Raw genomic sequence first — 22774 nt, 5'->3', positions numbered from 1 at the left:
TCGCGGAGCCGGATAAACCGGTCAGCCGTCGGCGGCTTTGGCGGTCAGCAGCGATCCGGCCATCCAGCCAATCCGGCCGGTATCGGTCACCCGCAGCTTGACCCAGCCTTCGCCGGGGTCTTGCAGCACGCGGACTTCGGTGCCGCGGGTCAGTTTGAGGAGGACATTGTACTGTTTGCCCGGCCCCATGCGCAGGTTGACCCGGGCGGGTCTGACCGCGCGGAAATCGGGGACCGGTTCGGCCTGGATCACTTGCACCGGAAGAAGCGGCGCGGCAGCGATCACGGTCGGGTTTTCAGCCACCGGAGCCGCCCGGATCAGCGGCACGGCCGGGGCGGTGAAGCTGGCCGGTTCGGGGGCAGGGGCGATCACCGGGTCCGGTATCGGGGCGGCAGGCGGGGCGGGGCGGACGATTCGCCTTTCGCTGGCGGCGCGGGCCGAGGAGGCTTCGGCCTGGGCGAGCCGGACAAGGCGGTCCGCCTTCGGGTTGAAGTCGGCGCCGCCGCTGGCCTGATAGAATGCCAAAGCAAGTAGAACGAAGGTCAGAACGATAAAATGCTGCATCCTATGGCCCCTGTAATGGTTATAAAAAATTCTTTTCAATACCTTCCTATATTACACGCGCGGGGCAGGCAGGGGGAATGCGGGTATTCCATTCCCCGCCGGATACCCCGACCGCGTCCCGCGCCGTGGCAGGTTGAAAATCGCGCCGACGCGGTCTTGTCGCGCCCTTAGGTCGAAGGTACACAGCATATATGAGCGATCTGATCGACGACCCCAACATGAACCCCAAAGAAGTGTCCGAGCCGCTGCGCCGGGCCATTGGTGAACGCTATCTGACCTATGCGCTGAGCACGATCATGCACCGGGCGTTGCCCGATGCGCGTGACGGGCTGAAGCCGGTGCATCGGCGCATTCTGTATGCGATGCGCGAATTGCGGCTTGCCTCCAACGGGGGATTCCGCAAATCGGCGAAGATTTCCGGCGACGTGATGGGCAATTACCACCCGCATGGTGATGCCGCGATTTACGACGCGATGGCGCGGTTGGCGCAGGATTTCAACGTCCGCTATCCGTTGGTCGACGGGCAGGGCAATTTCGGCAATATCGACGGCGATAACCCGGCGGCCAGCCGGTACACCGAAGCGCGGATGACCGCCGCCGCCGAGGCGTTGCTGGACGGGTTGAACGAAGACGCCGTTGATTTTCGCGAAAACTATGACGGCACGCTGAGCGAACCGGTGGTGTTGCCGGCAGCGTTCCCGAACCTGTTGGCGAATGGATCGTCGGGGATCGCGGTCGGCATGGCGACCAATATCCCGCCGCATAATATTGAGGAACTGATCGGTGCCTGCCTGCATCTGATCAAGGTGCCAGATGCGCGCGACGAAACCTTGCTGAATTACGTGCCGGGGCCCGATTTCCCCACTGGCGGCGTGATCGTGGAGCCGCGCGACAGCATCGCGCAAGCGTACCGAACCGGGCGCGGGGCGTTCCGGCTGCGCTGCAAATGGGAGGTCGAGGATCTGGGTCGCGGCACCTGGCAGGTGGTGGTCACCGAAATCCCCTATCAGGTGCAGAAATCCAAGCTGATCGAAAAGATCGCCGAGCTGATCCAGACCAAGAAGATTCCGATTCTGGCCGATGTGCGCGACGAAAGCGCCGATGATATCCGGCTGATTCTGGAACCGCGGTCGAAAAACGTCGATCCGCATGTTCTGATGAACATGATGTTCCGCAGTTCGGATCTGGAAATCCGGTTTTCGCTGAACATGAACGTGCTGATCGACGGGGTCACGCCGAAGGTCTGTTCGCTGAAGGACGTGCTGCGCGCCTTCCTAGATCACCGGCGCGAGGTGTTGCAACGCCGGTCCAAGCATCGGCTGGACAAGATCGATCACCGTCTGGAAGTGTTGGAAGGGCTGATCATTGCCTTTCTCAACCTCGACCGGGTGATCGACATCATCCGTTATGACGACGCCCCGAAAGAGGCGTTGATGGCGGAAAACTGGGGGCTGAAACGTACCCGGTCGATGTCCGAGGCGGATTATATTTCGCCGCTGCCCGCGACGGGTGAAGGCGAATTGACCGATGTGCAGGCCGAAGCGATCCTGAACATGCGGTTGCGGTCGTTGCGGCGGTTGGAAGAAATCGAACTGAACCGCGAACGCGACGCATTGCTGGAAGAACGCGAAGGTCTGCTGGGCCTGCTGGATAGCGAAGATTTGCAATGGGGCCGCATCAGCGAAGAATTGAAAGAGACCCGTAAGCAGTTCGGCCGGGGGTATCCCGGCGGGGCGCGGCGGTCACAATTCGCCGAAGCCGGCGTGGTCGAAGAGGTGCCGCTGGAAGCGATGATCGACCGCGAACCGATCACCGTGGTGTGTTCGCAGATGGGATGGATCCGGGCGATGACCGGCCATATCGATCTGACCCGCGAGTTGAAATTCAAGGATGGCGACGGGCCGCGGTTCATCTTCCACGCGGAAACCACCGACAGGCTTCTGGTGTTTGCATCGAATGGCCGTTTCTACACCATGCAGGCATCGAACCTGCCCGGTGGGCGCGGCATGGGCGAACCGTTGCGGTTGATGGTCGATCTGCCCAACGAATCGGAAATCATCGATCTGTTCATCCACAAGCCGGGGCAGAAATTGCTGGTCGCGTCCACGGAAGGCAACGGGTTCATGGTTACCGAAGACGAGGTTCTGGCCCAGACCCGGACCGGCAAGCAGGTGCTGAACGTCAAGGATGACGTGAAGGCCGAAATCGTGCGGCCGATCATTGGCGACCATGTGGCGATCGTCAGCAAGAACGGTAAATTGCTGGTCTTCCCGGTGGCAGAATTGCCGGAAATGACCCGTGGCAAGGGCGTGCGGTTGCAGAAATACAATATGGCGCGCGGGCGTCAGGGCACGCTGGAACTGGATGGCGGATTGTCGGATATCACCACGTTCGACTGGGAGACCGGTCTGAGTTGGGAAATGGGCGGTGGCAAGACCCGCCATGAACCGGATCTGAGCGATTGGTTGGGCAAACGTGCGGGCGCGGGCAAGAAAGCGCCCTATGGGTTCCCGCGCAGTTACAAGTTCAAGTAAGCCCTGTTGAAACGGGCGCGCCTTCGGTGCGCGCCTGTTTGCCTGGGGTCCGGCCTGTGGTCCGGATGTTGATCCGGCGGCGATATTGCACTGTGAAGCCCCTGTTTCCCCGCCACCCGCAGAGCGGCCATCGAGAAGGGTATCCCCCCCTGAGTGACCCATGCTCGATATCGTGGTGTTTTCCGGCCCATTGCCGCCGCTTGGCCGGGGGAAAGCTGCGCCGTTAAGACCCGAGGATAATTTGGCCGATCTCGTTGCATTCCTGACGCGGGCCGGTATTGATGTGCCGGATGAATTGGATGCCATGTAGATCGCGGCTGTCCCCGGCGCACAGCCCGGCCGCGTTTAGTTGAATAGGAAACCAATGCCCAAGATTTCGGTGATCATCCCGGTTTACGGAACGGAACGCTACATTGAAAAATGTGTCCGTTCGGTGATGGAACAGACTTTTGAAGACATCGAAATCCTGTGCATCGACGATTGTTCCCCGGACAACAGCGCCGCGATCATTGAACGGCTTGCCGCCGAGGATAAGCGCATCCGGCTGATCCGCCATGACCGCAATCTGGGTCTGGGAGGGGCGAGAAACACCGGGATTTCGGAGGCCCGCGCGCCCTATCTGGCCAGTGTCGACAGCGACGATTATATCGATCCCTCCATGCTTGAACGCTTGTGGGATGCAACCGACGGGCAAACGGTAGATATCGTGTCCTGCGGCTTTGCGTTGGTGAATGAAGACGGTTCGCTCATGAAAAAAACCGAGAAACCGGAGCAAACATTTTACAATGAGCACGGCCAAGTCAACATTCTGGATTTGTTGCCTTCGGCTTTCTGGAACAAGCTTTGGCGGACCCGTCTGTTCACGGACAACAATATCACCTTCCCAAATCATCTTTACTTCGAGGACCTGGCGACGACACCACGCGTGTTGCACTTCGCTCAGCGCATCAGGAGCATTCCAGACCCGCTGTATAACTACATGATACGCGAGACCTCGATCACCAATACCTTCGGCGCAAAGCACATCATCGACTATTTTCGGGTTTACGACGTGCTTTGGGCTTTCTTGAGCGATGAGGGCCTGTTTGGCCGCTATCAGTACGAATTTATCGAGAAAATCGGCAAGACGCTGCATTTTCATACCGAAGCGGTCCTCGCTTCGGACATGTCCGAGGCGGACCAGACGCAGTATTTGCGTTATTTGCTGCTTCTTAAGATCGCCTATCTGGAATACAATTCCACGCTTCGGGAGCTTGATACCGATAGTTTGCGGTCGCTGCTGCTGACCGCGAGGTCTTGGGAAGATGTCGAAGCCCTAACAGGATCGAGTTGAACCGGGGGATGAATTGCAGGACATATCGGTGCTGATCCGTCTCATGGCTTCAGGTTCGAAAACGGTGCCGCCTAATCCAGAAACCTTGACTTAACCTGCGCTCGGCCAGTCGCAGATGCAGGCGCAGTGCTTCAAGAAAGTGAAGAACTTAATGGAAAATCCTCTCAGATCTCTTCTGAAAGTGGCAGATGGTCCTGCTAATTATCTGGTGAACTTCTCGTCACGGTATTCATACGTGTATGTGGAAACGCCCAAGGTCGCCTGTTCGTCCATCAAGCGGATGCTACAGATTGCCGAGGTCGACGGTGATCTGTCTCGTCTTTCGGACGATGTTCATGATCGAGAATTGTCGCCGCTCAAACCAATGTATACCGATCCAGCAGCATTCAACAAACTGTTCGACGATCCCGGCACATTCCGTTTCTGCTTCGTACGCAATCCATATTCCCGCGCGCTTTCTTGCTATCTCGACAAGTTCGTTCAAAATGAAATCGCCCGCCCCCGCTTTCTGCCTCAATTGGGTTTTTCGCCTGATAGCCACGTCACATTCCGCGACTTCCTTCTGGCCGTGCGCGACCAAACGGAAGCAGAGTGCAATCCTCATTGGGCCCCGCAGAATTTCCTGCTCAATCCCCATGCCATGAAATATTCTTTCATCGGCAGGTTCGAGTTTCTGGACACGCATGTCCAGCTTGTCGCCGAACGGCTGGGTTTCGCGCAATACGCGGGTCAACTGGTTGCGCCGCACCGGACCTCGGCTGCGGATAAGGTCCGTCAGCATTATAGCCGCGCGGAAATCGATCTCGTTCAACAGATCTACGCAGGCGATTTCGAGGCGTTCGGCTATGGCTGGGCCCCGGATATATTGTAGTCTGCTGCCTGAAATCACGAAGATGCATGCGCCCCCCCGTCCTGATGCCGGTCTGTGGACCTGTGGCAGTCCTGTGGCGATCGGTGGCCTGTAGAACCCCACGAGGATTTCATCGGGTCGAGACAGCGATCGAGCATTTTGCCTTCTTCTGTTCGCAAATATCCCGGGGGGCCGCGCGAAGCGCGGCGGGGGCAGCGCCCCCTCAGACCGGTTCCGCCTGCAACCAGACCCCGCCTTGCGGCCGCAGCGTGATGATCATCACCGGTTTCGGATCGCGCCCCGGCACCGGGGTAAATCGGAACCGGGCCAGCAGGGTGGCCAGAATGATCACCGCTTCGTGCAATGCGAAACTGGCGCCGATGCAGACCCGCGGGCCATCGCCGAAGGGCAGGTAGGTATAGCGCGCGATCGCCTTGCGGTCGGCGAACCGGTCGGGGCGGAACGCATCGGGGTCGTCCCAGTAGAGGCGGCTGCGATGCAGCGCATAGATCGGTAGGATCACGGTGTCGCCGGGGCGGATATCGCGCCCGCCCAGCCGGTCGGGTTTCAGCGCGGTGCGCGAAATCAACCCGGCGGGCGGATACAGCCGCAAGGCTTCGTCGATGATCATCCTTATGAAGGGCAACTGCGCCACGTCTTCGGCGCGCGCGGCGCGGCTGCCCAGCACCGTGCGGGCCTCGGCGCGGGCGCGGTCCTGCACCTGTGGATCGAACGCCACCAGATACAGCGCCCAGCCCAGGGTCAGGGCGGTGGTTTCATGCCCGGCCACGATGAAGGTCAGCAGATTGTCGCGCAATTCGCTGGTATTCATCTTGCGGTGGGTTTCGGGGTCTTCGCCTTGCAACAGCAGATCAAGCAGATCGGGGGTGCCGGCATGGCCGTCGCGGCGGCGGGCCTCGATTGACGCGTCGGCGATGGATTTCATTTCCTTCAGGATCCCGCCCGACATCAATCGCGCCGGGCGCGGGATCCAGTCGGGCAGGCCAAAGATGTCGAACAGGGACACCCGCCCGGCGGCGTCGATATAGGCGTCGATGGCGCGATGCACCGCCGCGCGGTCAAAGCCGCCACTGTCGGAAAAGGTGACGTCACCGATCACGTCGAAAGTGGCGCGGACCATTTCATCGGCCATGTCGATCGCGCGGTTGCCGCTTTGCGCCACCCGTTCGGCGGCGCGTTCTGCGCTGGCGGTCATCACCGGGCCAAGGTTGGTCACGTTGCGATGGGAAAACACCGGCGCTGCGGCGCGCCGTTGCCAGCGCCAATGGGCGCCTTCGGCCACGAACAGGGATTCGCCGATCGCCGGGCGCAGCAGGTTCTTGGTCACCAGCGATTTGGGATAATCCTCCAGCCGGTCGAGCAGAATGCGCCGGATCGCGTCGGGGTCCATCACCATATGCCAGCGTTTGCCGGTCTTGCCGCTGACCATCGGTTGGGTGGTGGCGATTTGCGGGATGATCGACAGCACGTTCTGCCGCGCCGCGTTGAGGCTTTGCAATATGCCCATGGGCTGACGCACCAGCGGCACATGAACCGGGATCGGCACCGGGGTCGGCAAGGTCGGATACATGGCGGAACCTCCTGCAGGGATCATATAGCGGGCAACAGTCCTGCGGCAATTGCCGGCGCGTGGATTGCGTGGCGGGCCGGGCTGGTCTATTGCGCGGTAACGCCCCTTGGAAGGAATTGCCGATGCTGTCCCGTTTCGCCGCTCTGATCGCGCTGTTGGCCGTCGTCGCCTGCACCAACGCCAATGACCTGGACAAAGAGAAGGTTGATCTGGGCGATTTTTCATTGGGGCACAATATCGTCGTGGCCCCCAAGGTGGTGAAGGGACCGCTGTCGCGCAGCGCCAGCGAAGATGAATGGAAAACGGTGCTGGGCGCGGCCATCGACGAACGGTTCGGACGCTATGACGGGGCACGGCTGTATCATTTCGGCACCTCGGTCGAAGGCTATGTTCTGGCCCAGCCGGGGGTGCCGATCGTGGCGTCGCCGAAATCGGTGTTGATCATCAATCTGACCGTCTGGGACGACGCCAAGGGGGTCAAGCTGACGGAAAAACCGGAGCAATTGACCATTCTGGAATCGCTGTCGGGGGAAACTCTTCTGGGGTCGGGGCTGACCCAGTCGAAGGAAATCCAGATGCGCAACCTGAGCCGTAACGCGGCCAAGGTGATTCAGAATTACCTGGTGAAAATGCAAGCCGAAGCGGGTTGGTTTCGCCCCGAAACCGCAACCGCCGACTGAAACGCGGTGAAATCCTTTGGAAAACAGGGCGTCGCAAGCGGTCGGGACCGCAACGCAGCGCTTGATTTTCCTTTCCAAACCCAATAAACGGCCCGCGATGATCAACCCGGGCCGCAGGGGCCCCCAAACCACGAGGCGCCTTTAAAGATGGCAAAGGAAAAGTTTGAGCGTAACAAACCGCACGTCAACATCGGCACGATCGGCCATGTTGACCACGGCAAAACGACGCTGACCGCAGCAATCACCAAGTATTTCGGCGAATTCAAGGATTACGACCAGATCGATGGTGCGCCGGAAGAAAAAGCACGCGGCATCACCATCTCGACCGCGCATGTGGAATACGAGACGGAAAACCGTCACTACGCCCACGTGGATTGCCCCGGCCACGCCGACTATGTGAAAAACATGATCACCGGCGCGGCGCAGATGGATGGCGGCATTCTGGTGGTGAACGCGGCTGACGGCCCGATGCCTCAGACCCGTGAACACATCCTGCTGGGCCGTCAGGTCGGCATCCCGGCGCTGGTGGTTTTCCTCAACAAGGTCGACCAGGTCGATGACGAGGAACTGCTGGAACTGGTGGAAATGGAAGTCCGCGAGCTGCTGAACGAATACGACTACCCGGGTGACGATATTCCGATCATCGCAGGGTCGGCCCTGGCCGCGCTGGAAGGCCGCGACCCGGAAATCGGCGAAAACAAGATCCGCGAACTGATGGCGGCTGTTGACGCTTATATCCCCGAGCCCGAGCGTGCCATCGATCAGCCGTTCCTGATGCCGATCGAAGACGTGTTCTCGATCTCGGGTCGTGGGACCGTTGTGACCGGTCGTGTCGAACGCGGCGTGATCAATGTCGGCGACACCATCGAAATCGTTGGGATCAAAGACACTCAGACCACCACCTGTACCGGTGTTGAAATGTTCCGCAAGCTGCTGGATCGCGGTGAAGCGGGCGACAATATCGGCGCGCTGCTGCGCGGTATCGACCGTGAAGCGGTTGAGCGTGGTCAGGTTCTGTGCAAGCCCGGATCGGTGAACCCGCATACCAAATTCGAAGCCGAGGTCTATATCCTGACCAAGGACGAAGGCGGCCGTCACACCCCGTTCTTCGCGAATTACCGTCCGCAGTTCTATTTCCGGACCACCGACGTGACCGGGACCGTGACGCTGCCGGAAGGCACCGAAATGGTAATGCCGGGCGACAACCTGAAATTCGGCGTCGAGCTGATCGCCCCGATCGCGATGGAAGACGGTCTGCGTTTCGCCATCCGTGAAGGCGGCCGTACGGTCGGTTCCGGTGTTGTGTCGAAGATCATCGCCTAAGCGTTTCGCTTGGAAGAATTCGCAAAGGGCCGCCCATTGGGTGGCCCTTTGTCATTTGCGGGCGGGCGTGGTTGCGCCGCGTAATTTTCCATGATCCGGGGGAGGACTACGCGGCTTTTCCGGTGGATGGCGTCCGGCTTGGCGCGGCAGTTTTTCGAACCCGTCCAGAATCAGCTTATTAGCCCTTGCCACACTGGGTTTCCCGATGTATTTGGCGCGAGGTCGCTTTTGCGACAACAGGGCGGGATGATTCCCGCCTTTTGGGTTCGATGAGGGTAAGCGATGAGCGCATGTCCTCCTCTCAACTCCAACGCCTGATAAAAAGGCTGATAAAATGCAAAGCCAAAATATTCGTATTCGGCTGAAGGCATTCGATTACCGGGTTCTGGACGCCAGCACTCAGGAAATCGTCAACACGGCAAAGCGCACCGGCGCTCAAGTCCGTGGCCCGATTCCCCTGCCGAACAAGATTGAGAAGTTCACCGTTCTGCGTGGCCCTCACATCGACAAGAAATCCCGTGACCAGTTCGAGATCCGTACGCATAAGCGTATGCTCGATATCGTTGATCCGACCCCCCAGACCGTGGACGCGCTGATGAAGCTCGACCTGGCCGCTGGTGTGGACGTCGAGATCAAGCTGCAGTCTTAAGATCGGAGGGTATATAGATGCGCTCTGGTGTTATCGCTAAGAAGGTGGGCATGACCCGCCTGTTCATGGAAGACGGTAAACAGATCCCTGTGACCGTTCTTCAACTGGAAAACCTGCAGGTTGTTTCGCAGCGGACTGCGGATCAGCACGGCTATACTGCTGTTCAGCTGGGTGCCGGTTCGGCCAAAGCCAAGCGGACCAGCCAAGCCATGCGCGGCGTGTTTGCTGCGGCCAAGGTTGAGCCCAAGCGGAAGCTGGCTGAATTTCGTGTCAGCGAAGACAACCTGATCGAAGTCGGTGCCGAAATTTCGGCCGAGCATTATGTTGCCGGTCAGAAAGTCGACGTTGCAGGCACTTCGATCGGTAAAGGCTTTGCCGGTGCTATGAAACGCCACAACTTTGGCGGTCTGCGCGCCACGCACGGTGTTTCGATCAGCCACCGTTCGCACGGTTCGACCGGTCAGTGTCAGGACCCGGGCAAGGTGTTCAAAGGCAAGAAGATGGCCGGTCACATGGGGGCTGCCCGTGTTACCACCCAGAACTTGGAAGTCGTGAAAACCGATGCCGACCGTGGTCTGATCATGGTCAAAGGTGCGGTTCCCGGCTCCAAAGGCGGCTGGGTCACCATCAAAGACGCCGTGAAGAAGAAACTGCCCGAGAACGTTCCGTTCCCGGCGGCTCTGAAATCGGCTGCGACCGAGGCTCCGGCCGTGGAAGCTCCTGCCGAAGGGGGTGAAGAATGAAACTTGATGTGATCAACCTGGACGGCGGCAAAGCCGGTTCGGTGGAACTGTCCGAAGATCTGTTCGGTCTGGAACCCCGCACCGACATCCTGCACCGTGTGGTCCGCTGGCAGCGTAACAACGCCCAAGCTGGCACCCACAAGGTGAAGACCCGCTCGGAAACCAGCTATTCGACCAAGAAGATTTATCGCCAGAAGGGCACCGGCGGCGCACGCCACGGTGACCGCAACGCGCCGATCTTCCGTAAAGGTGGTATCTACAAGGGCCCGACCCCGCGCAGCCACGGTCATGAACTGACCAAGAAGTTCCGTAAACTGGGACTGAAGCACGCGCTGTCCGCCAAAGCGAAAGCCGGTGAACTGGTCGTGATCGAAAACGCGGATGCAGAAGGTAAGACTTCGGCTCTGGCCAAGCAGGTTAAGAACCTCGGCTGGAAGCGTGCGCTGATCATCGACGGTGCTACCGTCAATGAAGGTTTCGCCCAAGCTGCCCGCAATATCGAAGGTCTGGATATCCTGCCGTCGATGGGCGCAAACGTCTATGACATCCTCAAGCGTGACACCTTGGTGCTCACCAAAGCGGCTGTCGAAGCTCTGGAGGCACGTCTGAAATGACCACCAAAGCAGAACTCTATGACGTGATCCGCAAGCCGGTCATCACCGAAAAAGCCACCATGGCTTCTGAAAACGGTGCTGTCGTGTTTGAGGTCGCGATCGGATCCAACAAACCCCAAATCAAAGAGGCGGTCGAGTCTCTGTTCGGGGTCAAGGTGAAGGCGGTCAACACGACCATCACCAAAGGCAAAGCCAAGCGTTTCCGGGGCACCCTGGGCAAGCGCAAGGACGTCAAGAAGGCCTATGTCACTCTCGAAGAGGGTAACACCATTGACGTAAGCACCGGTCTCTGACGGGTTGCCTTTCGAACAATAGAAGGGCCCTCGCGTAAGCGAGGGCCTTTTTCGTTTGTTAAGGCGTAAATAATTGTCGGGGCACTGCCCGCGACGCGCGTCACCCGGGTTCTGCGCGGATCATGTCGGCGGCTTTCTCGGCGATCATGATCGTGGGGGCATTGGTGTTGCCACCGATCAGTGTCGGCATGACTGACGCATCGACAACGCGTAGCCCCTCCATGCCTCGGACACGCAGCTGTGGGTCAACCACTGCCATATCGTCCATGCCCATTTTGCAGCTGCCGACAGGGTGATAGATCGTATCGGCCCGTGCCCGAATCTGGGCTTCCCATTCAACATCCGACATCGCGCTTTGGACGCCATAGATTTCCCGTCCGTCATACCCGGCCAGCGCCGGGGCCTGCATGATTGCTTGAGTCATTCTGGCGCCATCGATCATTGTTTTCAGATCGCGTGGATCGGACAGAAAGCGTGGATCAATGCCCGGATCGCCTAAGGGATTACCATCGGTCAGAAACACCCGGCCACGGGAATAGGGGCGCAAGGCACAGACATGGCAGGAATAGCCATAGCCCAAGTGGATTTTGCGGGCATGGTTGTCAACGATTGCGATAACGAAATGCAGTTGGATATCGGGCCGATCGAACGCCGGATCGGTTTTCAGAAATGCACCAGCTTCAGCAAAAGGGGTGGCAAACATGCCGCTACCGGATTTGCGCCAGCGCAGGATGTGCCGGGTCAGGTTCACCGTCCCGGCCAGCCCGATACCGTAATTGTCAGTGTCGCGGGTTTTGTAGTTCAGGGTAAAATCCAGATGATCTTGCAGGTTCTGCCCGACGCCGGGCAGGTCATGCACCATTTCGATCCCGTGCGGTTGAATGTCTTCGGGTCGTCCGATGCCGGACAGTTGCAGCAGGTGTGGCGAATTGAACGCGCCGCCGCACAGGATGACCTCACGCCGCGCCTTGAAGGTCAGATCCTTTCGTTTGACGCGGCAGGCCACGCCGGTGACGCGCTTGCCGTCAACCAAGATCCGGGTGGCGCGGGCATGGGTCAGCACGGACAGGTTTTCCCGGCGCTGCACCGGATGCAGATAACCCGCCGCCGCCGAACAGCGTTCACCGCGCTTGGCCGCGTCGTGAAACTGGGTCACCTGATACAGCCCGGCCCCTTCGTTGTCGCCTCTTTTGAAATCCTGCCGGAGCCGATGCTGCATCTCGCCTGCCGCAGTGACAAAGGCCTGCGATAACGGGCGTGGTTCGGTTTGATCGGATACCTGTAGCGGGCCATCTCCGCCATGCAACACATCCGCGCCGCGCTGATTGTTTTCGGCGCGTTTGAAATAGGGCAGAACTTCGTCCCATGACCAGCCATCACATCCCAGATCGGCCCAGCCGTCGTAATCCGACGCTTGCCCACGCACATACAGCATGGCGTTGATCGAAGATGATCCCCCCAAGGCGCGGCCACGCGGTTGGTATCCGCGCCGCCCGTTCAACCCTACTTGCGGCACCGTCTTGAAGGCCCAGTTGTTGATCTTGCCCCAACCGGGCACCATCGCCACCGCCGCTCCGGGCGCTCGGATCAGGATGCTTTTGCCGTCTCCACCCGCTTCCAGAAGACAGACCGAAACTGCCGGGTCTTCGCTCAGCCGCGCCGCCAACACGCTGCCTGCCGATCCGCCGCCGACGATCACATAATCGAATTCCATTCCAATCCCCCCGTCCGGCGGTCCCGTGCCGGTCTTTTTCCGGCCCAGTTCAGCAAACCCCGCTTGTCCTGTCCAGTTCCGTCATTCCTGCCGTGACGGCATCCGGCGCAGGCAGGAACCGGTGCCGATAGAGGGAGGTCGCAAAATTTGATCAAAAAGACGCAATTTGGCTTGTCGCGTCCTTTTGGTTTCGTGAAACTCTGGTCAATGCGTCAGCGCCGGCCTGTCTGTGACAGGCCCGCCGGCATTGCAGTCAGGAAGGAAACAGGATGACCGTACAACCCAACTCGATCGAGGCGCGCGATGCCGCGTATCACATGCACAGCTATACCAACGCCCGTGTGTTGGAAGCGGAAGGTCCACTGATCATCGAAGAAGGCGATGGCATCTATGTCACCGACAATTCCGGCAAGCGTTATATCGAAGGCATGTCCGGTCTGTGGTCGGTCGCGGTAGGGTTCGGAGAAGACCGTCTGGCCAAGGTCGCCAATGATCAAATGCGCAAACTGCCTTATTATCATACCTTCGCGCAACGCTCTCATACCCCGTCGGCGGAACTGGCCGAGAAGCTGATCCAGATGGCACCGGTAGCGATGTCGAAGGTCTATTTCACCAATTCGGGATCCGAAGCCAACGATACCATGGTCAAGCTGTTGTGGTACCGGTCGAACGCACTGGGTAAGCCGGAAAAGAAGAAAATAATCAGCCGGATCAAGGGCTATCACGGTATCACCGTCGCGTCCGGAAGCCTGACCGGTCTGCCCTATAACCACATGTCCTTCGATCTACCGATCCCGCAGGTGATGCATGCCGGCTGCCCGCATTATTCGGCCTTTGCACAAGACGGAGAATCCGAGGCCGATTTCGTCGCCCGTCTGGCCCGCGAACTCGATGAGTTGATTCAGGCTGAAGGCCCCGACACCATTGCCGGTTTCATCGGCGAACCGGTGATGGGTGCGGGGGGCGTGATCGTTCCCCCCGAAGGGTATTGGAAGGCAATTCAGGACGTTCTGAAGAAATACGATATTCTGCTGATCGCTGACGAGGTGATCTGCGGTTTCGGTCGTACCGGCCAGATGTTCGGCAGTCAGACGATGGGGATCGAACCCGACATCATGGTGCTGTCGAAGCAGCTCAGTTCGTCTTATATCCCGTTCTCGGCTTTGATGATGAATGATCGTACCTATCAACCGATTGCCGACGAAACCGCCCGGATCGGTACGTTCGGTCACGGCTTCACTGGGTCCGGCCATCCGGTTGGCGCGGCGGTTTCGCTGGAAAACCTGAAAATCATCGAAGAAAACGATCTGGTCGGCAACGCCGCCCGGATGTCACCGCTGTTTCTGGATCGGCTGAACCGGCTGGCGGCTCACGATCTGGCAAAAGAAATGCGCGGCATCGGATTGATCGGGGCGCTGGAACTACATCCACAGGGGGATGCGACGGGGAAGGCCGGGCCGGCGCTGGTCAATGCCTGTATGGAGCGCGGGCTGATCCTGCGGCCGCTAGGCGACAGCGTGGCGTTCTGCCCGCCGCTGATCATCACCGAAGATCAGGTGAACCAGATGTTCGATATTGTCGATGAGGCAATTGCAAGCCTGTCATTCTGAATACTGAACGGCGCGCCCGCAGCAATGGTCGCGCCGTTTTTGAGTATTTTAAGAACGGTGAAAGCGAAGGGTCAGGCCGCGGGCAGCAGTCTCGCCAAATCAGCCGTCCAGTTTGCCGGTAAAAGCGTCGGCAAGATCCAGTCGGCGCCGGTGAAATCTTCGCCAGTGCTATAGATCGACGGGGTGACCACGACGCGAATACCTGCGGCGTGGGCAGATTGCACCCCGTTGGCGGTATCTTCGAACGCTATGGCCTGGTCTGCGGACAGATCCAGCCGGTTTAACGCCAGTTGATAGACGTCCGGCGCTGGTTTCTTGCGTGGTACCTCATCGCCGGCGGCAATAACGTCGAAAATCTGATTTGCCGGCTGGCCCCAGCAGCTTTGGCACAGCCGGTCCACATTCTGCGGGCTGGTGGTGGTGGCGACGGCCAGTTTCAGTCCCACAGCCTGCGCCTTGATGATCAGCATCGCGATCCCCGGGCGCAGGATCAACCCGCCCCGGTCCACCAAGTCTGCATAGCGCCGGGTCTTGATCGCGTGCAATTGCGCGGCGTCTTCTGCCGTAAAAGCGATGTTGTGCTTGTCGGCATGGGCCCGCATCCGTTCCTTGCCGCCGGTGGTCTTCAGTAAGTCCCGGTAGGTGTCGCGGTTCCAGTTCCAGGTCAACCCTTCAGAGGCGAATGTATCGTTGAACGCCTGCCGGTGCAGATCTTCGGTTTCGGCAAGCGTGCCGTCGACATCGAAGATCAGCGCACGCAGGGTCATGCCTGTACGGCCAATTGAGATTGAACGAGCTCAGGAAGTTCGGCGAAATCAGAAAAAACCGCCCGATGGGTCAATTGATCCACCGGCGTCTTACGATACCCTTCGGTGTAGAGCAGAAACGGCACTTCGGCCCGTTCTGCGGTTTCCGCATCAACTTCGCTGTCGCCGATATAGAGGCAAGGGCCATTTCCCATTTCGGCAAAAGCCGCCAGCAACGGGGCCGGGTCCGGTTTGCGCCGGTCCAAGCTGTCGCCGCCATAGACCACATCCCATGGGTCGCTCAGCGCCAGGTGCGACAGTACCGCCCGCGTTGCATGCATCGGTTTGTTGGTGCACAGACCCAGCCGGTGCCCGGCAACGCGCAGATGCGCCAGTGCTTCACGCACATTAGGGAACGGCGCGGTGAGTTCGAAATAGCTGTCATAGCGGTCCTGAAACGCTTGCAACAGTCGAGCATGGTCGTCTTCAGGTACCCCGCGCGCGGCGCGCATCTTTTCAACGAAGACCGATGCGCCATTGCCGATGAAGCTGATGGTTTCTTCGAGCGTAATCGGCTCTAACCCGCTTTCGAACAGGATCGTGTTGGCGATGCTGCGGATATCCGGTGCGCTATCGATCAGTGTACCATCGAGGTCGAAAACAATCCTTGCCATTATGCGGCCTTCCATTTGATTGAACACCCGATTGATGGGATTTGTCCGGCAGGCCCCTTGCCGGTTTCTACCACCTGTTTCATCGCTTCATAAAGGTCTCGGCGCAAGTCGGTAGGGCCGGTCGATTTGCGCGACGCATCCAGTCGTCCGCGATATTGCAGCCCCAGATCAGCATTAAACCCGAAGAAATCCGGAGTGCAGCAGGCTTGATAGGCATGCGCGACGGCCTGACTTTCATCATAGAGATAAGGGAATGGAAACCCACGTGCCTGTGCCATCCTGATCATGTTTTCGAAACTGTCGGCGGGATAGGCTTCGGCATCGTTGGCCGAAATCGCCGCCACCCCGATGCCAAGCGCCTGCAACCCGCGCGCGTCGCGCAGGATGCGGTCCAGCACGGCCAGCACATAGGGGCAATGGTTGCACATGAAGATGATCAGTGTGCCGTTGGGGCCCTTGATATCTGAAAGTGTATAGGTCTTTCCGTCGGTCGCGGGCAGGGAAAAATCAGGAGCGGGCCAGCCAAAGTCGCAGACTGGGGGCGTCACAGCCATGTTTGAGTCCTTTCGGGCAAATTAGGCGGCGCGCAGGGTTTCCGTCGCCGCGCGGATCGCCCGCATATTGTCGCCGTAAGGCGCGGGATTGTCCACCGATCCGCCCTTGAACACCGCCGACCCGGCGACCAGGACATCGGCCCCGGCTTCTACCAACAAGGGCGCGGTTTGAGGCGTCACGCCGCCGTCGATTTCGATATGGACGGGGCGGTCACCAATCATCGCGCGCAGCTTTTTCACCTTGTCGATCTGGCTATGAATGAACTTCTGCCCGCCGAAACCGGGGTTCACCGTCATCACGCAGACCAGATCGACCATGTCCAGAAGGTAATCGATGTCTTCCACCCCGGTGCCCGGGTTCAGTGCCAGCCCCGCCTTGCAGCCCGCGCCGCGGATCGCCTGAAGCGTGCGGTGGATATGGGGCCCGGATTCCAGATGCGCGGTCAGGATATCGGCCCCGGCCTCGGCGAAGGCGTCGATATAGGGATCGACCGGCGCAATCATCAGATGCACGTCCATCACCGTGTCGATATGTTTGCGGATCGCTTTGCACAGCGGCGGGCCGAAGGTCAGGTTGGGCACGAAATGCCCGTCCATCACATCGACATGCACCCAGTCACAGCCTTGCGCCTCGATCGCTTCGATCTCTTGGCCGAAATTGGCGAAATCGGCGGACAGGATCGACGGCGCGATCTTGAGGGAACGGTCAAAACTCATGTTTGTCTCTCCTTGCGGGGGGATGTTCGGTTGGGGCGGCGGTGTCGCCCCAACCGGATCAGGCGGCGGAATTGATCCGCAGTGCTCCACGCCAGTTGGGATAGAGTTTGTCGGCATCCTTGGGGAAGCTTTCGAAGGCGCGGGCGAATTCTTTGTGATCCTTCGCAAATTCCAGCGGATCAGCGCCTTCTTTCCAGCATTGTTCAGCCTGGCGCAGCGAAATTGCGCCGGACGCCGCCCCATCGATATGACCGAACGCCCCGCCACCGGCAGTCATCACCAGATTGGAATGGCCAAGGTTTTCGAAGAACCCGGGCATCCGCAGCGCGTTCATCCCACCCGAAATGATTGGCGTGGTCGGTGCCATGCCGTGCCAGTCCTGATGGTAATAAGGCCCGTCGGCGCTGTCTTCGGTGATCATGTAGGCGATGGCGCGGTCGTTGTTCTCACCCTCCATCTTGCCGAAGCCCATAGTGCCGACATGAATGCCGCTCGCGCCCTGCATCCGGGCCATTTTGGACAGCACGAAGGCGGTGTAGCCGCGCTTGGCTTGCGGCGAGGTCACGGCGCCGTGGCCGGCGCGGTGGTAATGCAGATACTGGCGCGGGAACTGGCGGCGCGCGGTGGTGATCGCTGCCGGTCCGGTGACGTAGCCATCGACCAAGAAGGCCACGTGATCGGCGTTATCGCCGAAGGTTTCCAGGATGAATTCCGCCCGTGCGATCATTTCGAACGGATCATCGGCAGTGATATTGGCCGAAAATAGCTTGGCTCGACCGGTCACATCCTGTGCCCGTTTCATCGCGTCGGCGACCAGCGTGATGGTTTCCTTCATCGGCGCAAAGATCTGGTTGCCTTGGGGTTCATCGTTCTTGATGAAATCGCCGCCGAGCCAGAAATCATAGCAGGCATCGGCAAAGGGCTGCGGCCGCAGGCCCAGCTTGGGCTTGATGATGGTGCCGACGACGAAACCGCCATCTACATGTGGCCGGCCCAACACCCGCCACATGTCGGCGATGGTGGTCGACGGGCCGTCGAACAGACGCAGATAGGCGGGCGGCACATAAAAATCGTGCATCTTGGCATATTCCACGTCGCCCATGCCCTGATTATTGCCGATCGCCAGCGTCAGAAAGGAACAGATCATCGCGCGGCCATCGGTGATGTTGCGGTCGAACAGGTCCACTGGATAAGCGATCTTCATCAACTCCTTGTCCGGATCGATTTCATAGACCAAGGCATCGACGCCGCGGGTGAAATCGTCGGTGGTAGATACGTCCACATTGGTCCCGGTCGAGCTTTCGGCGGCGAAATGCGCGGCGGTTTCCAGATAGCCGCCAAACCCGGCTTTCGGTTTCATGTGATAGGCGACCAGCACATGGCGCCCCCCTGCGATCAGGTCGGCTTCGGTCAGGTCGAGACGGGCATATCGGTTTGATTGATCCATTTAGACTTCTCCTCGGTTAAGCGGCCGCTTGCGAGCGGGTGGTTTGGGGCGACAGGCTGCCATCGGCGTAACGTCGGGCCATGTCATCCAACGCAATAGGTTTGATCGCAGCCGCATGCCCGGCGGTGCCGAAGCGTTCGAACCGGTCGCGGCACAGGTCTTCCAGCGCGTCCATCGCCGGGACCAGAAATTTGCGCGGATCGAATTCGGTCGGTTTTTCCTGCACGATCTTGCGGAACTGGCCGGTCATCGCCATCCGGCAATCGGTGTCGATATTGACCTTGCGCACGCCCATGCGGATGCCCTTTTCGATCTCTTCTACAGGGACGCCATAGGTTTGCGGCATCTCGCCGCCATGGGCGTTGATGATGTCTTGCAATTCTTGCGGCACCGAGCTTGATCCATGCATCACCAGATGGGTGTAGGGCAGCTTGTCATGGATCGCGGCGATGGTGGCCATCGATAGGATGTCGCCGGTGGGTTTGCGGCTGAACTTGTAAGCGCCGTGGCTGGTGCCACAGGCGATGGCCAGAGCGTCGCATTCGGTTTTCAGCACGAAATCGACCGCCTGATCGGGATCGGTCAAGAGCTGATCCTGGCTCAGCTTGCCGACCGCGCCCGATCCATCTTCTTCGCCGGCTTCGCCGGTTTCCAAGCTGCCCAGAACCCCCAGCTCGCCCTCTACGCTGGCACCGACCCAATGGGCGGCGTCGCTGACCCGTTTGGTGATGTCGACATTGTAGTCGTAGGAGGCCGGCGTCTTCATGTCCGCCTCGAGCGAGCCGTCCATCATCACCGATGTGAACCCATGCCGGATCGCGCTGAGGCAGGTGGCTTCGTTGTTGCCGTGATCCTGATGCAAACAGACCGGGATATCTGGAAACATTTCAACCAGCGCGGTCACCATGTGGCGCAGCATGATATCGCCGGCATAGGTCCGCGCTCCGCGGCTGGCCTGCAAGATCACCGGCGCGTCGGCCTTGGCCGCCGCCTGCATAATGGCAAGCCCCTGTTCCATGTTGTTGATGTTGAAGGCGGGGACGCCGTAACTATTTTCGGCAGCGTGATCCAGAAGTTGCCTCAGTGTGATGAATGCCATTGCTTCGCTCCTTCAGATGGATTCAGGCCATGATCCGGCCCAGGTGGGCGGCGTTATCGGCCATGCGGCAGGAAAAACCCCATTCGTTGTCGTACCAGGCCAGAACCCGGACCAACCGGCCGCCGATGACCTTGGTCTGATCGCTGGCAAAGTTGCAGGAATGGGTTTCGTGATTGTAGTCGATCGAAACCTTGGGTTCAGTTTCATAACTGACGATGCCGCGCATTCCGTTTGCCGCAGCCTCGGCCATGATCGCGTTAATATCCTCGGCGTGCACCAATTTGCCGGGGCGGAAGGTCAGGTCGACCGCGCTGACATTGGGGGTCGGCACCCGGATCGCGGACCCGTCGAGCTTGCCCTTCAGTTCCGGCAGCACCTCGCCGATCGCTTTGGCGGCCCCGGTCGAAGTGGGGATCAGGCTGAGCGCGGCGGCGCGGGCACGATACAGGTCGGAATGGCGCCGGTCCAACGTCGGTTGATCGCCGGTATAGGAATGCACCGTGGTCATGATGCCCGCCTCAATCCCGATAGCATCGTTCAAAATCTTGGCCATCGGGGCCAGACAATTGGTGGTGCAGGACCCGTTCGATATTACCGTGTCGCTGGGCAGCAGATCGCGGTGATTGACGCCAAAGACCACGGTCCGGTCGACCCCCTTGGCAGGGGCCGAAATCAACACCGATTTGGCCCCTTGTTGCTGATGAACGCGGGCTTGGTCCTTGGAATTGAATTTGCCTGTGCATTCCAGCACTACATCGACATCCGTCCAGTCCAGCTCCGAAGGATCATAGGTGGAAAACACCTTGATCGGACCGTGGCCGACATCGATGCTGTCGCCCTCGATCCGGATGTCGCCGGGGAACCGGCCATGCACCGAATCGTAGCGCAACAGATGCGCGGTGGCTTCAATCGGGCCGGTGGCGTTGATCGCGACGACTTCGATATCGTTGCGGCCGCTGGTGGCGATGTGGGAAAAGGTGCATCTTCCGATGCGGCCGAACCCGTTGATGGCTACTTTGACAGTCATATCGTCCTCGTCTCTTGCGGTCACAGAAGCGCCAGCGCCGTATCGGCGGCGGCTTGCGGCGTGATGCCGAAATGTTCAAACAGCGTTGGGGCAGGGGCGGACGCGCCGAAACCTACCATGCCCACGAACCCGTCTTCGGGGCGCAGTATCTGACCCCAGCTTTGGCGCACGGCGGCTTCGATCCCGACGCGCGGGGCATCACCAAGCACTTGGGCGCGATAAGCAGCATCCTGCTGGTTGAACAGCTCGAAACTGGGGGCGGATACCACCGCAGCCTGCACGCCCTTTTGGGCTAATATATCGGCGGCGCTCAGCGCCAGTTCGACTTCGGACCCGGTGGCGATCAGGGTCACGTCGCGTTGCGGCATTTCGCGAAGAACATAGGCACCCCGCGCGGTCATATTCGCATCCGTATGGGCGGTTCGCAGGGTCGGCAGGCCCTGCCGCGACAGGCACAGAACCGTCGGAGTCCGCCCCGACACAACAGCGATCTGCCAGGCCTCAGCGGCTTCCACCGCATCGGCAGGGCGGATCACGCACAGATTGGGTATGGCGCGCAACGACGCGATGGTTTCGACCGGCTGATGGGTCGGGCCATCTTCACCCAACCCAATCGAATCGTGCGTCATCACATAAGTGACCGGCACCCCCATCAGCGCCGACAGGCGGATCGCCGGGCGGCAGTAATCGGCAAAGACCAGGAAGGTGCCGCCATAGGGCACGAAGCCGCCATGCAGCGCGATACCGTTCATCGCCGCCGCCATGCCGTGTTCGCGGATGCCGTAATGGATGTAGTCGCCGCTGTAATCATCCCTGCTGACGGGGCGCATGGCGCTGGTGCGGGTGTTGTTCGACCCGGTCAGGTCGGCCGATCCGCCGATCATGTTGGGCAGGGTGGCATTGACCACCTCCAGCGCCATTTCGCTGGCCTTTCGGGTGGCGACCTTGGGTCGGTCTGCTGATAGACGGGCCTTGTAGGCGTTCATTGCCGAGTCCACCGCGGCGCTGTCCGGCGCGGCGTTGGATTTGGCGAAGTCGTCCCTAGCAGGGGATGCCTCCAGCCGATCCTCCCAGCTCTTGCGCAGCCGTGCACCCTTCTCGGCGATAGCTTCCCAAGCCGATTTCACTTCTGCCGGGATTTCAAAGGCCGGATGCGGCCAATTCAGCACTTCGCGAGTGGCTTTGATTTCTTCCTCACCCAACGGTGCGCCGTGCACCTTATGGCTACCACCCTTGTTGGGGGCGCCTTTGCCGATCACCGTGCGGCAGGCGATCAGTGACGGTTTGTCATTGGTGCGGGCTGCCTCAATGGCGGTTGCGATGGCGTCATGGTGATGGCCGTCGACCGATTGCACATGCCAGCCCGCCGCTTTGAATCGCGCCTGCTGATCCATCGAAGTGGACAGCTCGGTCGAGCCGTCGATGGTGATCTTGTTGTCGTCCCAGAACAGGATCAGCCGACCCAGATTCATGTGCCCGGCGAAATCGATCGCTTCGTGGCTGATGCCTTCCATCAGGCAGCCGTCACCGGCGATCACGTAAGTGTAGTGGTCGACCAGATCGTCGCCGAAACGGGCATTTTGCATCCGTTCGGCCAAGGCCATGCCGACCGCGGTGGCGATCCCCTGACCCAGCGGGCCGGTGGTGGTTTCAATCCCCTTGGCATGACCGTATTCGGGATGCCCGGCGGTGCGGTATCCCATCTGGCGGAAGTTGCGCAACTGATCCATGTCCATGTCGTCATAGCCCAGCAGATGATTGATCGCGTAGACCAGCATCGATCCATGCCCGGCGCTCATCACGAAACGGTCACGGTCAGGCCATTTGTCTTTGGCCGGATCAACCCGCATGAAACGGTTGAACAGAACGGTGGCGACATCGGCCAACCCCATCGGAGCGCCGGGATGGCCGGAATTGGCGGCCTGCACGGCATCCATCGCCAGCACACGGATGGCGTTGGCCATGACCTGTTCGGATACGGATACGTCGCTTTGCAAATTCATCTCGGTCCT

At 59.7% G+C, this 22774-nt stretch carries 22 protein-coding genes; 11 read left to right on the top strand and 11 right to left on the bottom strand.

The genetic code is table 11. From position 1 onward, the window contains the following. Positions 1 to 21: 21 nt before the first annotated feature. A complete protein-coding gene (locus TG4357_RS06280; RefSeq protein WP_058262008.1) occupies positions 22 to 564 on the bottom strand; it encodes an SH3 domain-containing protein in 543 nt (180 codons plus the stop codon). A 191-nt stretch (positions 565 to 755) separates the two neighbouring features. Here TG4357_RS06280 and TG4357_RS06275 point away from each other — a divergent pair, with 191 nt between their 5' ends. The 4 genes from TG4357_RS06275 (at position 756) to TG4357_RS06265 (ending at position 5302) form a co-directional block, all read left to right on the top strand. Beyond that, positions 756 to 3098, top strand: a complete 2343-nt coding sequence (locus tag TG4357_RS06275; RefSeq protein WP_058262007.1) for a DNA topoisomerase IV subunit A — start codon at positions 756 to 758, stop codon at positions 3096 to 3098. 160 nt (positions 3099 to 3258) lie between these two features. Then, positions 3259 to 3408 (top strand): hypothetical protein, encoded by a 150-nt coding sequence (locus tag TG4357_RS19455; RefSeq protein ID WP_158509056.1) that lies wholly within the window; start codon positions 3259 to 3261, stop codon positions 3406 to 3408. Between the two features lie 54 nt (positions 3409 to 3462). Next, positions 3463 to 4431: a glycosyltransferase family 2 protein gene (locus TG4357_RS06270; protein ID WP_058262006.1), complete on the top strand. Its 969-nt coding sequence runs from the start codon at positions 3463 to 3465 to the stop codon at positions 4429 to 4431. A 151-nt stretch (positions 4432 to 4582) separates the two neighbouring features. Next, positions 4583 to 5302, top strand: a complete 720-nt coding sequence (locus tag TG4357_RS06265; RefSeq protein WP_074647245.1) for a sulfotransferase family protein — start codon at positions 4583 to 4585, stop codon at positions 5300 to 5302. 202 nt (positions 5303 to 5504) lie between these two features. On the opposite strand, the gene TG4357_RS06260 is transcribed toward TG4357_RS06265, so the two are convergent. Then, a complete protein-coding gene (locus TG4357_RS06260; RefSeq protein WP_058262004.1) occupies positions 5505 to 6872 on the bottom strand; it encodes a cytochrome P450 in 1368 nt (455 codons plus the stop codon). 122 nt (positions 6873 to 6994) lie between these two features. Between TG4357_RS06260 and TG4357_RS06255 the strand changes: the two genes are divergently transcribed. From TG4357_RS06255 to TG4357_RS06230, 6 genes are all read left to right on the top strand, one after another. Next, entirely contained in the window at positions 6995 to 7552 is a 558-nt protein-coding gene (locus TG4357_RS06255; RefSeq protein WP_139193700.1) for a hypothetical protein, read from the top strand. 147 nt (positions 7553 to 7699) lie between these two features. Further along, positions 7700 to 8875 carry an elongation factor Tu gene (gene tuf, locus TG4357_RS06250; RefSeq protein WP_058262003.1) on the top strand — a complete coding sequence of 392 codons (1176 nt, stop codon included), beginning with the start codon at positions 7700 to 7702 and terminating at the stop codon, positions 8873 to 8875. Positions 8876 to 9209: 334 nt separating this feature from the next. Then, positions 9210 to 9524: a 30S ribosomal protein S10 gene (rpsJ, locus tag TG4357_RS06245; RefSeq protein ID WP_058262002.1), complete on the top strand. Its 315-nt coding sequence runs from the start codon at positions 9210 to 9212 to the stop codon at positions 9522 to 9524. Between the two features lie 17 nt (positions 9525 to 9541). Further along, positions 9542 to 10267, top strand: a complete 726-nt coding sequence (gene rplC, locus TG4357_RS06240; RefSeq protein ID WP_058262001.1) for a 50S ribosomal protein L3 — start codon at positions 9542 to 9544, stop codon at positions 10265 to 10267. Continuing rightward, positions 10264 to 10881 (top strand): 50S ribosomal protein L4, encoded by a 618-nt coding sequence (rplD, locus tag TG4357_RS06235; RefSeq protein WP_058262000.1) that lies wholly within the window; start codon positions 10264 to 10266, stop codon positions 10879 to 10881. Before rplC ends, rplD begins: the two co-directional genes overlap by 4 nt. Beyond that, the gene (locus tag TG4357_RS06230; RefSeq protein WP_058261999.1) at positions 10878 to 11174 is read left to right on the top strand and encodes a 50S ribosomal protein L23; all 297 of its coding nucleotides are present in this window, start codon (positions 10878 to 10880) and stop codon (positions 11172 to 11174) included. Before rplD ends, TG4357_RS06230 begins: the two co-directional genes overlap by 4 nt. A gap of 100 nt (positions 11175 to 11274) precedes the next feature. Here the strand turns inward: TG4357_RS06230 and TG4357_RS06225 are convergent, their stop codons facing one another. After that, positions 11275 to 12888: a GMC family oxidoreductase gene (locus TG4357_RS06225; protein ID WP_058261998.1), complete on the bottom strand. Its 1614-nt coding sequence runs from the start codon at positions 12886 to 12888 to the stop codon at positions 11275 to 11277. A 269-nt stretch (positions 12889 to 13157) separates the two neighbouring features. On the opposite strand from TG4357_RS06225, the gene TG4357_RS06220 reads away from it, so the two are divergent. Next, positions 13158 to 14498, top strand: coding sequence for an aspartate aminotransferase family protein (locus tag TG4357_RS06220; protein ID WP_058261997.1), 1341 nt, complete (start codon positions 13158 to 13160; stop codon positions 14496 to 14498). A gap of 71 nt (positions 14499 to 14569) precedes the next feature. Here the strand turns inward: TG4357_RS06220 and TG4357_RS06215 are convergent, their stop codons facing one another. Genes TG4357_RS06215 through tkt form a run of 8 tightly spaced genes read right to left on the bottom strand, consistent with a single transcriptional unit; the run spans position 14570 to position 22765 of the window. Continuing rightward, on the bottom strand, positions 14570 to 15265 hold the full coding sequence (locus TG4357_RS06215; protein ID WP_058261996.1) for an HAD-IA family hydrolase: 696 nt from the start codon (positions 15263 to 15265) through the stop codon (positions 14570 to 14572). After that, complete coding sequence (gene gph, locus TG4357_RS06210) at positions 15262 to 15918, bottom strand: phosphoglycolate phosphatase (RefSeq protein WP_058261995.1); 657 nt, start codon at positions 15916 to 15918, stop codon at positions 15262 to 15264. The genes TG4357_RS06215 and gph overlap by 4 nt, the downstream gene beginning before the upstream one ends. Continuing rightward, a complete protein-coding gene (locus TG4357_RS06205) occupies positions 15918 to 16472 on the bottom strand; it encodes a thioredoxin family protein (RefSeq protein ID WP_058261994.1) in 555 nt (184 codons plus the stop codon). Before TG4357_RS06205 ends, gph begins: the two co-directional genes overlap by 1 nt. Positions 16473 to 16493: 21 nt before the next feature. Then, complete coding sequence (rpe, locus tag TG4357_RS06200) at positions 16494 to 17189, bottom strand: ribulose-phosphate 3-epimerase (RefSeq protein WP_058261993.1); 696 nt, start codon at positions 17187 to 17189, stop codon at positions 16494 to 16496. 58 nt (positions 17190 to 17247) lie between these two features. After that, complete coding sequence (locus TG4357_RS06195; protein WP_058261992.1) at positions 17248 to 18636, bottom strand: ribulose-bisphosphate carboxylase; 1389 nt, start codon at positions 18634 to 18636, stop codon at positions 17248 to 17250. A gap of 16 nt (positions 18637 to 18652) precedes the next feature. Continuing rightward, the gene (gene fba, locus TG4357_RS06190) at positions 18653 to 19735 is read right to left on the bottom strand and encodes a class II fructose-bisphosphate aldolase (protein WP_058261991.1); all 1083 of its coding nucleotides are present in this window, start codon (positions 19733 to 19735) and stop codon (positions 18653 to 18655) included. Between the two features lie 22 nt (positions 19736 to 19757). After that, positions 19758 to 20762: a type I glyceraldehyde-3-phosphate dehydrogenase gene (gene gap / locus TG4357_RS06185; protein ID WP_058261990.1), complete on the bottom strand. Its 1005-nt coding sequence runs from the start codon at positions 20760 to 20762 to the stop codon at positions 19758 to 19760. A 20-nt stretch (positions 20763 to 20782) separates the two neighbouring features. Beyond that, positions 20783 to 22765: a transketolase gene (gene tkt / locus TG4357_RS06180; protein ID WP_058261989.1), complete on the bottom strand. Its 1983-nt coding sequence runs from the start codon at positions 22763 to 22765 to the stop codon at positions 20783 to 20785. Positions 22766 to 22774: the final 9 nt, after the last annotated feature.

Origin of the sequence: Thalassovita gelatinovora (genome assembly GCF_001458355.1) — a bacterium.
Classification (GTDB): Bacteria; Pseudomonadota; Alphaproteobacteria; order Rhodobacterales; family Rhodobacteraceae; genus Thalassobius; species Thalassobius gelatinovorus.
Note: the sequence above shows the minus strand (reverse complement) of the source record. Positions and strands in the feature narration are given on the sequence as shown.